Here is a 14738-nt window from a genome sequence, read left to right as displayed (position 1 = left end):
CATCCTGTCTTAAAAAACTCCTTTACTTTTATAGTATGGGAGTTGTTAGCGTAATTAGGCTAGCAATAAATAAATTTTTAAATAAAATTAGCCATCAAAACTTTTAAATGCCTTAGAAAGCTGACTAATTGTTTTGATCTGTTTTGAATAACGGCGGCATGAGCGGCACGCCAATAAATGCAGTTGTAAACCACTTTGCTCACGTAATAACAATGGTCTATCTTGCTTTTCAGACAACAGTTGAGTGGCTTGTCGACATGTCAGCATGAACAATCCTCCTTCAATAACCATTTATTTTCTAAACATTCACGTAGTCGGGTACGACTCCGATACATCAACACATTAAAGTTTGAGATAGATAATTCCAACTTGCTACAAATCTCATTAGAACTCAGCTCTATCACCTCTCTCATCATAAAAACTTGAGCATATTTGGCAGGTAAATGATTTAAACAAGCTTCAAAAATTATCCAGAAATCTGCCTGCTCCATCATCTCTTCAGGGCTTTGCCACGCTTGAGGCGCTTCATATTTGTGCCAATGTCCAGAAGCATCAAACAGTGCATCAATACTCAGTTCACTTTCCTCATCTTTAAATAATTCAGTCATTGCGACCAAGCGTGACTTTTGCCGAATCACATCAATAATTTTATTTTTTAAAATGGCAAATACCCATGTTTTAAACGCAGCACGTCCTTTAAATGAATCTAAATGCTGGAAAGCACTCGTTAATGCCTCTTGCACCACATCTTCAGCTTGAGGAAGAGAAGAAAGCTGTAAAAAAGCAAATTTTATCATTTGCTGTCTTAAGTCTTGTAAAAAGGCTGGATTATGCAGCTGATCCCCTATTTCTTCATGATCTGATGCCACGGCTGAAGTCATCCTTATACCTCTTTAAAATCATGGGGAGTTTGAATCAATCGCATTCGAGTTAAAAGTGCGTTTAGTTCTTGAATTTGCAGATAAATATCATGTTCAGACAAATCAGTGAGTACAGATTGAATGAGTGTATGAATATCTTGGTCAGTTAACTTTACATTTTGAGTCAACTGTTCAATTACCATAGCAAACAAAGGCGAAAGCTGTTCAATACATACTTTGTCTTGTTCATCTCGCCAGACCATAATTACTCCAGGCATAGGCTCGACTTGTTCTGGAGTCATTAAAGTTGTCCACGTATAAACGGGATATTGATAAACCAATACCCATACCTTCGTGGTTAACTGCCAATCACAGTTTTCCTGCAAGACTACTTTTTCAATTTCAACAGTGTCTAAATACAACTCAAGCCATTCAAACTGCAACAACTCAGCCAACCACGGATATTCTTGCAATATCGGGTGCTGCTGATTTGTCAAATATTCTCTAAATTCCAGAGAAATATCATTATACAAAGGTGAGCGACACTGGGCTTTTTGAAAAAATTCCGAGAGTAATTGTTGCCACTTTAACTCTGGCAACATCGCACGAGCCACGGGATAAACTAAATCAATAAATGAACAGACATTATTAAAAAGTAAATCTCGATAAATATGCATTCGTTCGGCAGGAAGAGCTTGAGGTAATTCTAAATCAGGATCTCTAATCCAGTCACAAAACTGTTGTTGCATGGTTTGGAAGGATATTTGATTTTCCTTCATAGCCACTCTCCTGTTGTTGAATTATTTTAATTTTGGCTAGCTCCTCTTCTAGCTCTTGCCATGATGGAATATTAAAGTCGCGCTCAAGTAAAGTTGCTTTCACACCACACACTTGATAGGTATATCTCAATAGTTCCCATACGCGATCACAAACTTCTGCGCCATGCGTATCAATTAATAAATTTTTCTGAACTTTTTCATGTCCAGCAATATGTAAATAACGGATTCTTTCTTTTGGCATGTCCCGAATAAATGCAAATGCATCACTGCCATGATTAATACTGTTGACATAGACATTATTTACATCCAGAAGCAAATCACAGTCTGCATATTGAAGAACTTCACGAATAAATTCCGCTTCACTCATTTGGGCATTGGGCATTAAATAAGTAGAAACATTCTCTATGACTAATCTTCTTCCTAAAATATCTTGAACACGTAAAATACGTTCAGCGACATATTTAACAGCCGCTTCGGTCATGGGGATTGGCAACAAATCATATAGATAGCCCCCATCATTTGTATAACTTAAATGTTCAGAATAAATAGAGACATCATATTGTTCTAAAAAGCTTTTTATTTTTCCGATAAATTCAAGATTGAGTGGATGAGGACCGCCAATAGACAATGACAGGCCGTGACAAATTAATGGGGCTTTTTCAACACACTGTGCGAGTAATTTCGCATGTCGACCACCAAAACCTAGCCAGTTTTCAGGAGCAACTTCGATAAAATCGGGACATGCTTTTGCATCTAAAAACGAATCTATAAAATCACGCCTTAAACCCAGCCCTACGCCTGACAAATCCATCATGGTGATTTCTCCTTTTGGAAACGATGCCGACACTTACCAGAAGGCCGACATCATCCATGATCAGATCGTTTACTTAGCGCCGCACTTACCGTCAGTGACTTTTTTATCTGCACCGCACTTGCCGTCCGCTGCTTTTTTGGTTGCTCCACATTTACCATCAGCTGCTTTTTTATCTGCACCACATTTTGCTTCGGCAGACTTTTCGTGGTTTTTCATTTTGTTAGCACCGCATTTTGCTTCACCGCATTTTCCATCTGCTGCTTTGGTTGCATGTGCTTCGGTTGTTGTATGGGTTGCTGCTACCGCCACTTGTGTAGCGCCAGCAACTGAAAGTGCTAATAATGCCGCCACTGAAGTCATTGAATTGAGCTTGTTCATGTTAGTATTCCTTTAAAGATAAATTCTCGGTTTGTACATTTGTACGTATAGTTAGACGGACCAAATCCTTTTTTATTACACCGTAAATAAAATTTTTTTTATGTAAGAAATACAGTTTTTATCCGACTAATTAATATTCAATCGCATCGGATGTGAAATTATCATGAAGAATTTTATTTATGGCTTATCTCAATATTATCAAAAACTGGGCAAAACTCTACAACATGCGGACGGCATCGCAGCTCTGGCTCTTCGATTATATTTAGTTCCTATATTTTGGATGGCTGGCACAAATAAATTAATGCACTTTAATGACATTGTAGAATGGTTTGGCAACTCAGATGGAGGTTTAGGACTTCCCTTTCCATATTTAATGGCATTACTTGCAACAACGGCTGAATTAGCAGGTGCAATACTATTAACATTTGGCCTTTTTACTCGCTTAATTAGTATTCCACTCATGATTACCATGTTGGTTGCCATATTTACGGTCCATCTACCGAACGGATGGCAAGCCATTGCTGATCCGAATGCGCCCTTTGCAAACATGCAGGTCTTGGCCTCGGCTGAAAAGTTAGAGAAAGCTCGTGAAATATTACAAACCTACGGCAATTACGACTGGCTCACGTCTAGTGGTTCGTTTGTAATTTTAAATAATGGAATTGAGTTTGCCGCTACGTATTTAGTCATGCTTCTCGCACTGCTTGTTCTTGGAGGCGGTCGTTATTTCAGTTTAGATTATTGGATTAAAAAGAAGCTGCTCTAATTACTCATTACGCCAACAATTCTACATGCAGCAACATAGGGCATCTTTTTCTTATTGTGTGCCATGTCTGGTTCATGACACACAATCAATACTGAGGCAATTTGGTCAAACCAGAAGCTGGTATCAAATTATCGAACTCTCACAAAAATAATATCTAGGTCTTTTTTGGGTACAAACTTAGTCTTGGTCATTTGAAATTGAGTTGGACTAATTTTTTTAACTGGCCCATCCCAACAAAATGAAACCAGTTCGTCTTTATCGCGCTCAATGGTGAGCTTAAAGTTTTCAATTGGTTTTGCCCAATTTGCACCCGTCGTCAAAATATAGCCCAAAGCACTAAACGGCGAATTTTCTGCACTGGCTTTTTTTAAGCCCTGCTTAAATTGTTTATCCATACAAAATTGCTGGTTATATTCATCTGGATAGAGAGCTACAGAGCCACCGACCAAAGGTTTATATTCATGATGAATCTTAGTCAAACTATTGGATTTAAAGGTCTGCTTCCAACTATAAATCACTTGAGATGACCACGGAATCACATCATCTTTTTTAAAATTAGCTAAAATTTTCTGTATTTTCGGCTTATTACATTGTTTTAGCTTGTCTACATAATATTCATAATCATAGTTAGTGCGAGTCCACGGATTTAGCATTTCTTGTTCACTAAAACCGCATTGCTTAAACTCATCCGTTGCATCAATCAGTGGCGATTTTTCATCTTTTTGAATAAAAGTTCTGACATGCATCTCAGGTTTTATATTTTTACCATCCACCACAATTTTAAAACTTTTTAAAAGCTGTTCAGTGTGAGCAAAATCAGACTCAAAAAAATTATCAATGCGTGGTAACGGGAATAAGATGGTTTCCGTTACGTCTTTATTGCTTAAGTTTTTATAGAGGTAGTCGACCTTAATCAGTTTTTTACTGATGAATAGATCTTCACTTTGCATGGCAATCTGTGAGTTTTTGAGATATTGAATCCCACCTGTACCCACGTAACCCGTAGAGTCATTGGCTAGACCATAGGTAGATAGCGAAGCTAAAACAGCAAAGGTTAATGCAAACGTTTTCATTTTAAAGCGCTCTGTCATTTTCTAATTATGAAATATCGATCTGTAATAAAGCATAACTGTTTAAGCATAGAGGCAGTTAGTTTTTTAGTAATGAATTATATCGCTTTAAATCTAAAAAACTTTAATGAAAACTTAGCTTTTGTCTCGTCATCTTTTTAGGCACACTAATTTTTCCAATAAAGTTGGTTAGCCATAAAATGCATTCATCACGATGTTCAAAGTGAGGCATCAAACTAAGGTCAATTTTTATATCTCTATCTGCCAAAGGCAAACTCAAGCAATATTCAAAGTCAATCGACTTATATTTTAACTTTAGGTCTTTTTCTTGGGCCTGTTTTTTGATTTCCGCCATGATGCGGTTAAGGTTAACAATCAAATTATTTGAAATTTGATTATTCTCATAGACACGTTCATAGACGTTTTCAGCAACGTCAATGTATTTTATAAGCTCTGCATTTTCATTCATATCGTTCACTTTCTCTTTTTTTAAAGATTATGAACTGCTAAATGTTTAATTGCGTTACTTGGTACATTAGTAATGTGAAAAATGTATTTTTTACTTTACCGACAAATATAATTAAGCAATTGATATTTATTAAAAACATTTTTTATTTTCATATTTATATACATTTAAGACTTTTGTTGAAGTTAAATTTTTCTAGTTATCACAATTAAGTAATGATCAATTTTAAGTCAAAAAAAACCGCCCCAGAAGGCGGTCGCTGAATTTAAACCAGCAGATATAGAAGTAAGGTGGACGTTTACTTCTATATTCTTTTATGAAGGAGTTTTATTAGTTTTAATAAAATCCTCAGATTTAAAATAATTGATAATCATGTCTGCATGCTCTTCTTTTGGAGGAGCAACAGTGACCGGAAACGAATCTTTCGACATTTTAAAACCTGGTGGTAAAAAGTGCGAAATTGGTGGCAATTTAGGCTTTCCCCCTTCTGTGATTCGCTCAATAAGACCAGCTAACCAAAGAAGATATTCACCTTCGTTTGCAAACTTTGGCATGACACTCAAATCAATTTTAACTTTGCATTCACTTAACGGTTTCGTTAGGTTTTCTTCAAAGTCGATATAGTTGAACTTGAGCTTAAACTCAGTTCCCTTGATGGCTTTTCGGATCTGACTAATTAAACAGTTAAGGTTCTGAGTAATGTCATCAGTGAATAAGCCATCTTTTTTTATATTTTTATAAACCTTTTCGGCTACAGCTAGATACTTTGGCATTAACCTCTCTCCGTCCTATTGTTATAAAGTTCTGATCTATGAATGTCTTATGTATTTGATTATGCTTAAACGCGTGTAATTAAAGGTAACCTTATTAGACTTGTTTGTAAGTAGTTGGCGCTTTATGTAAATCGCACCAATAAAATACCGAAAAAAATTATGGTTTTGATAACTCATCCGCAAAAATGCATGGTTGAATAGAGAAAGTTTGAAACATTTATTTTCATATTATTTTTACCATTTGGTAAAATTAATATGCTTTCATTTGCTTATCTCGTCTCACTAAACCCAGAACAGCTCGACGTACTCGTATTTCTTCTTCAGAAAAAGGTAAATGCTCGATGAGCTCGCAAATTGAGAGAGAATTATTTTCGATCAAAAAGCAGTCTTGCTCTGTTGTCCAATTAGTCGTAGCCGATTCAGTTTGTTTTAAATAGCGTTTCATATTTCCTAGCAGACTTAATTACACATATTAAAAGCCTGCCTTTAGGCAAGCTTATATTTCAGATTTTGAATTGATCATTATTATAGCAGTCTATAAATGGTATGTTCAGTTAATATTGTAGTTGCCCTAACTAAACATCATAAAAAAAGCCCACTTACTGTGGGCTTCTAAATGGTTATTGTGCGGCATTTACCCCAACAATAAACTGACTACAATTAGAACCTTCATATGCATTACCTAATTGCTTTTCAGAGAATTTAAATTTGGAAGCAACTGACTCATAATCTTTTTTAAGGCTTTGGCCTGTGAGCTCACCAAGCTCTTTCACCTGTTCTGGTTTTAAGATGCCATGTTCAACTGCTTGGTTTACCATGACACATGCTGTCGTCATCGCGTCATAACGTGCAGCAGTTTTAGAGTAACCAAGAGCACCGATTACACCACCAACAATTAAACCAATAATGACCGCTAAAGTTACGTGCATTTTATTCATTTTTTAAATACCTAAAAATCTAACCAAAAGACGAACACTTCAAAAGGATGTGCTCAAGTCCAGTTAGGATAGTCGTATTTACAGGTTTTAAAAAGTTAGATTCTGTCACATTTATTGATAGATTACGTGAAATGTGTTTAATCAATTAAAAGGAAAATATCAGACCTTCCTAATTCTCTTTCGTTTTTTGCTTGGCACTTCTAAAGGAATTGCCACCTTACCTGTACCCAACCCGCGGAAAAAATAATTAATGATATATAAGAATAACAAGCCAAAATAAAAAATCGGAAAAATACTAAAGACAGTTGTTACTATTTCCCAAAACATCACTCCGACTCTGTAATTATACCCCAATACTATAAGCCCACCTCTACGTCTGGGCCTCTGCTGAGTAATATCATCATAAATAAAGTGAAGTATTCCCATGACAAAACATAGGGCAAATAAACTTGAGACTAATGTCTTTTTGATTAAAGGTTTCTCTAACCAAGGGTATTTTTTTGAAGACTCAAATTCGGCTTTAAAAAATATTTTATAAATTTCCTCTTGATAAGATTTATTAACCCCATATTTTTTAATAAAAAAATAGCAGATAACACAACCCACAAAGAACATGACTATGGTTATATAAATGCTATAAAGAATCGTAAAAAACGGTAGTGGACCTTTCGTACCAACAGTCACATGCATAGTTTGTGTGATGTATTGATATAGCTCGTACTGCCATTCATTTTTTGGATAAGCAGGAAATACAAATAAAGGAATAATAAAAAGAATGGAACATATAGCTATATTTCCTTTGTTCTCCTTACTTTTCCGTGCAAGCGTAGAAAGAAAATTTTTAGAAGCCATATCTATATTTTACAATTTGGAATCACTTCTTTAACCTTATAAAAATCATTAAAAGCTTTTATAGTATTCATAAAAAGTCATTCATTTTATTTAATATCTTGTGAACGAACTTTACTCTATGTTTTAGATAAAATCAAAAGATGAGAGAGAAAGTTTCCTTATATGAAATATATACTTATTTTTACTTGTGCTCTTTATATTCAAAAGAGCACTTTTTAAAGGGAACTTTGAGACATTTCTAAGTTATTAATGTAAAAACGGTTTTGTTAAAAATACAAACCCGACAGAGAAAAAAGCATTATCGTGATGAGAAATTTGGTCGCCATAACTTGCATTTAATTGAACAAAGTCTTTATAAATCATGTATCGAAAACCTGTTTGGTAAAAAGCATCATTTCGATCATTGCCATATACTTCGGCAGTGAATGTTAATGGATGGGTAAGTTGTGTTTCGGTTCCAATTCCCCATGTGGTTTGATTTTTATGTGTGGTATTTTCACGTAACCAACCAAGGTTGGCATGGATTAAAAATTTATCATCCAAAGTAGAAAGACTTAAAGGAACATTAACCGTCCAATCTTTCTTTGAAGAATCCTTAGTATTGATTTGAGTGCCAAAAGAAAAGCCGATTCCCCAATCATTAGTTTCTAAAGGTTTTAATAAGGTCTTGCCTTGTAGAGTTGCATAACTGACATGCTCAGTATCATCATTTACTCTCCCCATCCCTACAGCAAATTCAAAATTACCACCAAAATTACAGGCTGGTGTTGCCCAATATTCTTTGCTGTCAGAGTTATGCTGCGCCCATGTTTCTAGCTGGCAGGTTTTTGGAGAAACTAGAGCAGCATCGTCAACAACCATAGGTCGTCCACTATGGCTCGCGCTAGATAATGCGAATAAACAGAAACCAGAAATAAGTGAGCGTTTCTTTAAAGTAAATAACACTGGCATCACTCCCATAAGTCATGGAGCACATGCAAGTACTGCAACCCGTCATGAATAAATCATGGGTTAATAATAGAAATGAAAAGATGGAAATAAAAAACCTCTTCTTGCATCCACAAAAAGAGGTCTGTCAGGACTTCAGTGGATACTTAGACTATTATCGATCGACTACTGTCACTCGAGCAAGTACTCACATTGAAGCTCCTAAAAATTAGTTGGGCGGATTCTAAAATTACCGTTGTTAAATATCAAGTTAAAATTTCGTGTCAGTCTAAGCGATAGAAAAACAGCTTATTTTAAAAACTCTTTCACAGTTTCTTGCATACTTGTCGTTGCGCGGCCAATGAGCTGATGCAGATCTTTGCTATCACTATATAAACCGTCTTTAGACACGCCTTCATCCGAATCTGCCAATATATGAGCAAATCCTTCTGGTACACCAACTTGTACTAGGAATGCTTTATATTCTTCTTCGGGTAAATCTTGATAAGTTATATCTTTTTTAGTGATTTCACTTGTCCATTTTGCCACATCATCAAGCGTGTAACTTGTATCACCTGCCAGCTCATAAATCTTATTTTCATGCCCATCTTGCGTTAATACCACAGCAGCCGCTGTTGCATAATCTAGACGTGAAGCAGAAGAAACTTTACCGTGATGAGTTGCCCCAAAAATTTTGCCATGCTCAACTGCTTGTTTAAGACCCATTGCATAATTTTCGTTGTACCAGTTATTGCGTAATAACGTGTAGGGAATATTCGACGCTTTTAAATATTGTTCAGTTTCAACATGTTCTTGTGCAAGTAACAGCGGTGTTACATCTGCTTTTAATAAACTTGTGTAAGCAATAAATTTTACATGCGCGAGTTTTGCTGCATTAATAATATTTTGGTGTTGTACTGTGCGTTGACCAATTTCATTTGATGAAATTAATAAAAGCTTATCAATACCTTGCAGTTGTTCTGAAAGTTTTTCTACGTCATTAACATAATCAAAAGGACGAACTTCTATCCCTTTTGAACTTAAATCTAAAGCTTTTTCTGGATTACGGACTAATGCCACAATATTTTTTGCTTCGGTCCGTTCAAGTAATTGAGAAATAACGAATTGACCAAGTTGACCTGTTGCACCAGTAACTGCAATACGCATGGTGATCTCCATCTGATGTAATTGAAATATTTCAATCATCGTAGTATCTTCACTTACTAAAAGTAAGTACTTACCTAAAAGTAAGTTCAGCATTAAATGTAAACTTTTGTAATGCAGGTAATGAGCAATGAAAGGTCTAGTTTTTGCAGCAAATTGTCCATCTAGAAAAATTTTATTAACACTAACAAGCCGTTGGAGCGTTTTAATTTTAGTTGCATTACGTGATCAGCGTTTGCGCTTTAATGAATTAAAAAAATTAATTGATGGGATTAGTGAAAAAATGCTGGCACAAACCTTAAAGTTACTCGAGCAAGATGGTTTTATTTATCGTCAGGATTATGCTGAAGTGCCCCCTCGAGTAGATTATCAATTAACAGACTTTGGCCGAGAAGCTTCCGATAGACTTTTTGATTTAACGGATTGGCTTGAAAATAATATATCTCAGTTATTAGAACAGCAGCCTCGTTCAGACTTAGTTTTATAAGCAAATCTCTGCATATTTAAATTTGCTTCACGATTGATATATCTTCATCTAACTTTGATCAACAAACTTAGAGTCCGTACTCCTTTACCCAAACCCCAGCAAAAAACACTCAAGCACTCTTTCCCGCTCGATTGTCACATCTGAGCTTAAAAGCTGGATAATTGCGCCCTCAATCATATATAAAAATAGCTTGGCATCCTGAAAGGTAGCATCTGTTTTGAGTTTTATAAGCTGGCTATAGATTTCATTAAGTAGCCATGTGCGATATCTCACCGCGGTGATATAGGCTTTTGGATAGGTCAGTTTCGTTTCAAAAATGGCTTTAAATAAAAGGTAGTAGATCCCTTCTAAATCGGTGTGGAGGTAATAAAGTTTCTTGAGTTTATCCTTCACGCTTGTGTTCTGGTCGTACCCAACAATTGAAACTACTTTTTCTTTTAAACGTTCTTTTTGCACAATTAGACAGATTTCAATAAACCGCTCTTTAGAATGAAAAAAGTTATAAAAAGTTGCTTTGGTCACTTCACATTCTTTCACGATTCGGTCGACTCCAACCGTATGGAATCCGTGGTGGTGAAATAAATCAATCGACTTATTGATGACTTGAATAGCACGTGTTGAGAGAACTAAATTTGGCATAGTCTTACCGTTATCAAATTATTGTTGTATATAAATGAGATATAAAATCGGCCATCTTTTTTGGGAGAAAAAAGGCACAGCAAAGCCCGTAAGACTGTGCTTGGCACATCTCAAGTTTTATTGTTGATTAAGTTTTTAGACGAAGTAATTTAAAGCCTGAAAACCTTACGGCGATCAAACTGCTTTACATGTTTAAGTTGTGTCGTTATAGCTTTTGGCAAAGGCTGCCAAGAAATAATGGATGTGCAAAGCCAACTCCTTTTTATTGGGAGTTCTGCCGGACATTAAAATTATGGTGGCAGAACGGAAGAGGGTTCGCGGACTGGTTTCGACTCCAGCACACCCGAAGGTGTCCCTCTCCCGTCCTACCGCTACGGGAGGGAACGAGGAGATGCTCACACAAGACTATTCCTCAGAAGAAATAATCCTGATGTGGTCGAAAAAAGCGGTCCGCGACGACCGACTGGCAATGTGGCCAGCAGGCGAAGAATAATATTCAGTCCTCTTTCAGTCAAGCATACAAAATGACATTTGTTTTAAAATAGATCATTAAAAAGTAAGGATAAATAATTAAAATTTATTGTTAAATTGGGGTTTATAAAAAGCTATTAATCAAAGCTCTATCGGTGTTTTAAAAGATACAACTTGCAAAAAAACATCTATGGCAATATTTTAGAGTAATTACTCTAAAATGAGATCTAATAATGAAAACTAAAAGAATTGGTTCATATCACTGGATGCAAGCTACAAATGGTCAGCTCAGCTTCAAAGAGAAAGTTAAGTTAATTCAAAAAATTATGCTGCCAAGTGTTATGGCCTCTATAAAAATAAATTACTTTCGGTTCAAAACTTTAGATGATTTTGATATTGATCAGATCGTGATACCAGATACTCAAATGGTTAAAGTCGCGCTTGATGAGCTCGAAGCTAAAGCAAGTATATCTATTTATAATCATTCATGGCGCACCTATTTCTGGGGCGCTGCTTTAGGCAATATACAAAAACAGCAATTTGATGATGAGTCACTTTTAATAGCCTCACTTTTTCATGATATTGGCTTAACTGAGCAACATATTCATAGTAAAGGTTGTAACTGTTTTACTTATGAGAGTGCTAAACAATTTGAGCTAAAGGCTAAAGAACATAGCTTTGATGAGAAGAAAAGTGGAGTTATTAAAGATGCTATCTGCTTACATATGAACGGTTATATAGATCACTCTGACCCAGCAGAAATTACGCTATTACAGCAAGGTGCATCCTGTGATGTGATTAGTGACGGTCTATATAAACTCCCCTTATCTTTTCAAAAGGAAATTTTAGAAAAATATCCTAGAAAACAATTTAATAAAGAATTTATTGAGCTTATTGATTTAGAAAGTAAGAATGTACCAAATTCTCGAACTAGCTTATTAAATAGTCTTGGTTTACCGCTCATGATTAAATCAAATTTATATAAAGAGTAAATTTAATTAGAGCTATTAATCGTAAAAAATCACTCAAGACTTTGCTTGAAATTTCAGTTAACAACTGTTTAATAGTTCTTCGGCTGACTATGTCTTACTATAGCTGAAAGATATAAGCATGAAGGCCTCTGTTGCAATGAATGACTCAGTGAAGTGGTTAGAAACTTTAAATAAAATTACTGGTATTGCTCAAACAGGTTTACATTATTCAAAAGATGTTTATGACAAAGAACGTTATGAACAACTCTTAGGGCACATTGAGTATTTATTAGAATTAAAAGAAATCAAAACAGAAAATTTTATTAATAACGTGCTCCAAAATGTAGGTTATGCCACCCCAAAACTAGATGTCAGAGCAGTTGTTTTTAAAGAAAATAAATTATTATTAGCAAAAGAAATTGGAGATGGGAAATGGTCTGTTCCAGGTGGATGGGCTGACGTAGGTTACTCAGCATCGGAAAATGCTGAAAAAGAGGTTCTAGAAGAGACAGGTTTACAAGTTAAAGCCATTAAATTATTAGCTTTAACAGATAGAACCAAGCACCCACACCCTCCGATGTTTTTACATGTGTATAAGGCTTTCTTCTGGTGTGAAATTATTGATGGTGAGCTGACACCTAGTATTGAAACACCCGAGGTTGGATTCTTTAGTAGAGATGAGTTACCACCTATTTCTACAGCACGGGTAACAGAAGAACAAATACAGCAATTTTTTGATTATTTAGAGTCAGTACCAGAAATTACTAAGTTTGATTAGTTAAAAAATCAATGTAAGGCAGATCTCTTATATTTAGAGTTCTGCTGTTAAATGAAGATTTTTAATTATCCTTTTGCCTATTTTTTGAAATGGGCTATCTGTTTTACGAAGTCATTTAACGGCATCGGACAGCCCCACAAATATCCTTGAAACTCAGTACATCCATTATTTTTAAAAACACTAAATTGTTCAGTCGTTTCGATGCCTTCAACTAACACGCGAAGGTTCAAATCCAGACCAATTTTAATAATGCCAGTGACGAGTTTATTACTGCGTTTATCATCCAATGCCGACTGTACAAAGCTACGATCAATTTTGATTTGGCTGATGGGCATTTTTTGTAAATAGCTTAAAGATGAATAACCAGTACCAAAATCATCAAGAGAAAGCTGAACTCCTTGTTTAGATAAGAACTGCATTTTTTCGATCATGCTTACACAATTCGTTAAAGCAATATTTTCAGTAATTTCTAGTGTGAGCCGAGATGGATTGACCTCATATTTCTGAATCAGCCCAATCACAGTTTGTTCAAAGTTTGGTTGCATGAAGTGATCAGGACTAATATTGATTGAAAGTGTAAGATCTTTAGTCTCGGCTTTTTTACTCCAATCTTGTAAAACTTTACAGGCTTGAGCCAATACCCATTCCCCAATCTCTGGCATTAACCCAAAAGTTTCGGCTGCTGGAATAAAATCTTTTGTGGGAATATATCCTGAAACAGGATGATGCCATCTTAATAAAGCTTCCGCGCCAATTAGCGTTTCAGAAGCATTAATTTGCGGTTGATAAAAAAGCTCAAACTGTTCTTTAATAAGCGCTAAGCGTAAGTCTTGCACCATAGTGCTTTCGGTTTGTATCTCTAATTGCATGGTGTAAATTGAAATACAGATCATGAGCGTAGCGACACAAGTTGCAATCCATCCCCCATGATCACGAATATCTTCCGGTAAAGGTATGGCGCTCTCCAGATTAAAAGAGCTGCCACTAAAAAATATAAAGCATCCAATCGACAAAAGAATTAAAGCAGCTTGTAAAAAGCTTGGATTTCTACGGTAATTCAAATATCCCAATATCGCCCCAGCGGGTAAAAACAATTGAGCCACTTGCGGACGGTCACTTGTAGCGACATCAAAAAATAAGCAAAAAATGACTGGAAAAACAAGCAGAACGACTTGAGATAAAAGAATACCCGCTGAAATGCGGTTTATATAAATAAGAAAAAGGCTAAATATAGAGATCAGTGTAAAAATGATATCCATACCCACAATTAACCACATTTTTGCAAATATAAAATATGTGGTCCAAAACAAACAAAAAAATAATACAAATGAAGATATTTGCTTTTGCGGCGATTGTAAGCTGCTGGTCCTTTACGGTACGGTAATTTTTTTTGCGTTTTTTAAAGTAAGACGAAGCTATCATAAATAAATCAACCGTAAAATATTTCTTCATAAACCCCAAGCTTGAACAGTGATATACCCGGTCAATTTTCACCAATAAAATCTAATGTTTTATTTATTTTTATATGACTCATCTTGAGGTGGGTGTTGTTTTAATTGTGGTGGCACAGTCCGGTTGTTTAATTGAATAATTTTGTTTTTCAGT

18 protein-coding genes and 1 pseudogene are annotated in these 14738 nt (G+C 35.5%); 4 read left to right on the top strand and 15 right to left on the bottom strand.

Features of this window, described 5'->3' with window-relative positions; genetic code table 11:
• Positions 1–87 precede the first annotated feature (87 nt).
• The 5 genes from WBW42_RS02270 to WBW42_RS02250 all read right to left on the bottom strand — a co-directional run bounded on the left by WBW42_RS02270 (position 88) and on the right by WBW42_RS02250 (position 2831).
• Positions 88–267, bottom strand: a complete 180-nt coding sequence (locus WBW42_RS02270) for a zf-HC2 domain-containing protein (protein WP_002163210.1) — start codon at positions 265–267, stop codon at positions 88–90.
• Positions 261–881, bottom strand: a complete 621-nt coding sequence (locus WBW42_RS02265) for an RNA polymerase factor sigma-70 (RefSeq protein ID WP_032056514.1) — start codon at positions 879–881, stop codon at positions 261–263. The genes WBW42_RS02270 and WBW42_RS02265 overlap by 7 nt, the downstream gene beginning before the upstream one ends.
• A 2-nt stretch (positions 882–883) precedes the next feature.
• Complete coding sequence (locus WBW42_RS02260) at positions 884–1639, bottom strand: HvfC family RiPP maturation protein (protein ID WP_032056516.1); 756 nt, start codon at positions 1637–1639, stop codon at positions 884–886.
• The gene (locus WBW42_RS02255; RefSeq protein WP_032056518.1) at positions 1590–2453 is read right to left on the bottom strand and encodes an HvfB family MNIO-type RiPP peptide maturase; all 864 of its coding nucleotides are present in this window, start codon (positions 2451–2453) and stop codon (positions 1590–1592) included. Before WBW42_RS02255 ends, WBW42_RS02260 begins: the two co-directional genes overlap by 50 nt.
• Positions 2454–2522: 69 nt before the next feature.
• Positions 2523–2831 carry an HvfA family oxazolone/thioamide-modified RiPP metallophore gene (locus WBW42_RS02250; RefSeq protein WP_032056520.1) on the bottom strand — a complete coding sequence of 103 codons (309 nt, stop codon included), beginning with the start codon at positions 2829–2831 and terminating at the stop codon, positions 2523–2525.
• Positions 2832–2994: 163 nt separating this feature from the next.
• Here WBW42_RS02250 and WBW42_RS02245 point away from each other — a divergent pair, with 163 nt between their 5' ends.
• Complete coding sequence (locus tag WBW42_RS02245) at positions 2995–3597, top strand: HvfX family Cu-binding RiPP maturation protein (RefSeq protein ID WP_032038324.1); 603 nt, start codon at positions 2995–2997, stop codon at positions 3595–3597.
• A 128-nt stretch (positions 3598–3725) separates the two neighbouring features.
• Here the strand turns inward: WBW42_RS02245 and WBW42_RS02240 are convergent, their stop codons facing one another.
• From WBW42_RS02240 to WBW42_RS02205, 8 genes are all read right to left on the bottom strand, one after another.
• Positions 3726–4670 carry a DUF4424 family protein gene (locus WBW42_RS02240; RefSeq protein ID WP_032056521.1) on the bottom strand — a complete coding sequence of 315 codons (945 nt, stop codon included), beginning with the start codon at positions 4668–4670 and terminating at the stop codon, positions 3726–3728.
• Between the two features lie 121 nt (positions 4671–4791).
• A complete protein-coding gene (locus WBW42_RS02235) occupies positions 4792–5136 on the bottom strand; it encodes a hypothetical protein (RefSeq protein ID WP_005070094.1) in 345 nt (114 codons plus the stop codon).
• A gap of 311 nt (positions 5137–5447) precedes the next feature.
• Positions 5448–5906, bottom strand: coding sequence for a hypothetical protein (locus WBW42_RS02230; protein ID WP_005070095.1), 459 nt, complete (start codon positions 5904–5906; stop codon positions 5448–5450).
• A 250-nt stretch (positions 5907–6156) separates the two neighbouring features.
• On the bottom strand, positions 6157–6351 hold the full coding sequence (locus tag WBW42_RS02225) for a hypothetical protein (protein ID WP_005070097.1): 195 nt from the start codon (positions 6349–6351) through the stop codon (positions 6157–6159).
• A gap of 175 nt (positions 6352–6526) precedes the next feature.
• Positions 6527–6844 carry a hypothetical protein gene (locus tag WBW42_RS02220; protein WP_284105156.1) on the bottom strand — a complete coding sequence of 106 codons (318 nt, stop codon included), beginning with the start codon at positions 6842–6844 and terminating at the stop codon, positions 6527–6529.
• 159 nt (positions 6845–7003) lie between these two features.
• Complete coding sequence (locus tag WBW42_RS02215; RefSeq protein WP_005076769.1) at positions 7004–7696, bottom strand: hypothetical protein; 693 nt, start codon at positions 7694–7696, stop codon at positions 7004–7006.
• Positions 7697–7942: 246 nt separating this feature from the next.
• A complete protein-coding gene (locus tag WBW42_RS02210) occupies positions 7943–8647 on the bottom strand; it encodes a PA4824 family protein (RefSeq protein ID WP_016806307.1) in 705 nt (234 codons plus the stop codon).
• 285 nt (positions 8648–8932) lie between these two features.
• Positions 8933–9790 (bottom strand): SDR family oxidoreductase, encoded by an 858-nt coding sequence (locus tag WBW42_RS02205; protein ID WP_025468432.1) that lies wholly within the window; start codon positions 9788–9790, stop codon positions 8933–8935.
• Between the two features lie 127 nt (positions 9791–9917).
• Between WBW42_RS02205 and WBW42_RS02200 the strand changes: the two genes are divergently transcribed.
• Positions 9918–10274, top strand: coding sequence for a winged helix-turn-helix transcriptional regulator (locus WBW42_RS02200; protein ID WP_032056524.1), 357 nt, complete (start codon positions 9918–9920; stop codon positions 10272–10274).
• Between the two features lie 84 nt (positions 10275–10358).
• Here the strand turns inward: WBW42_RS02200 and WBW42_RS02195 are convergent, their stop codons facing one another.
• Positions 10359–10913, bottom strand: coding sequence for a TetR/AcrR family transcriptional regulator (locus WBW42_RS02195; RefSeq protein ID WP_032056526.1), 555 nt, complete (start codon positions 10911–10913; stop codon positions 10359–10361).
• Positions 10914–11617: 704 nt separating this feature from the next.
• Between WBW42_RS02195 and WBW42_RS02190 the strand changes: the two genes are divergently transcribed.
• On the top strand, positions 11618–12376 hold the full coding sequence (locus WBW42_RS02190) for an HD domain-containing protein (RefSeq protein ID WP_032056527.1): 759 nt from the start codon (positions 11618–11620) through the stop codon (positions 12374–12376).
• Positions 12377–12512: 136 nt separating this feature from the next.
• Positions 12513–13133, top strand: coding sequence for an NUDIX hydrolase (locus WBW42_RS02185; RefSeq protein WP_032056528.1), 621 nt, complete (start codon positions 12513–12515; stop codon positions 13131–13133).
• 77 nt (positions 13134–13210) lie between these two features.
• Here WBW42_RS02185 and WBW42_RS02180 read toward each other — a convergent pair.
• Positions 13211–14585 (bottom strand): annotated as a pseudogene (locus WBW42_RS02180) (putative bifunctional diguanylate cyclase/phosphodiesterase).
• Positions 14586–14738: the final 153 nt, after the last annotated feature.

The organism is Acinetobacter sp. LT1 (assembly GCF_059800965.1).
Note: the sequence above shows the minus strand (reverse complement) of the source record. Positions and strands in the feature narration are given on the sequence as shown.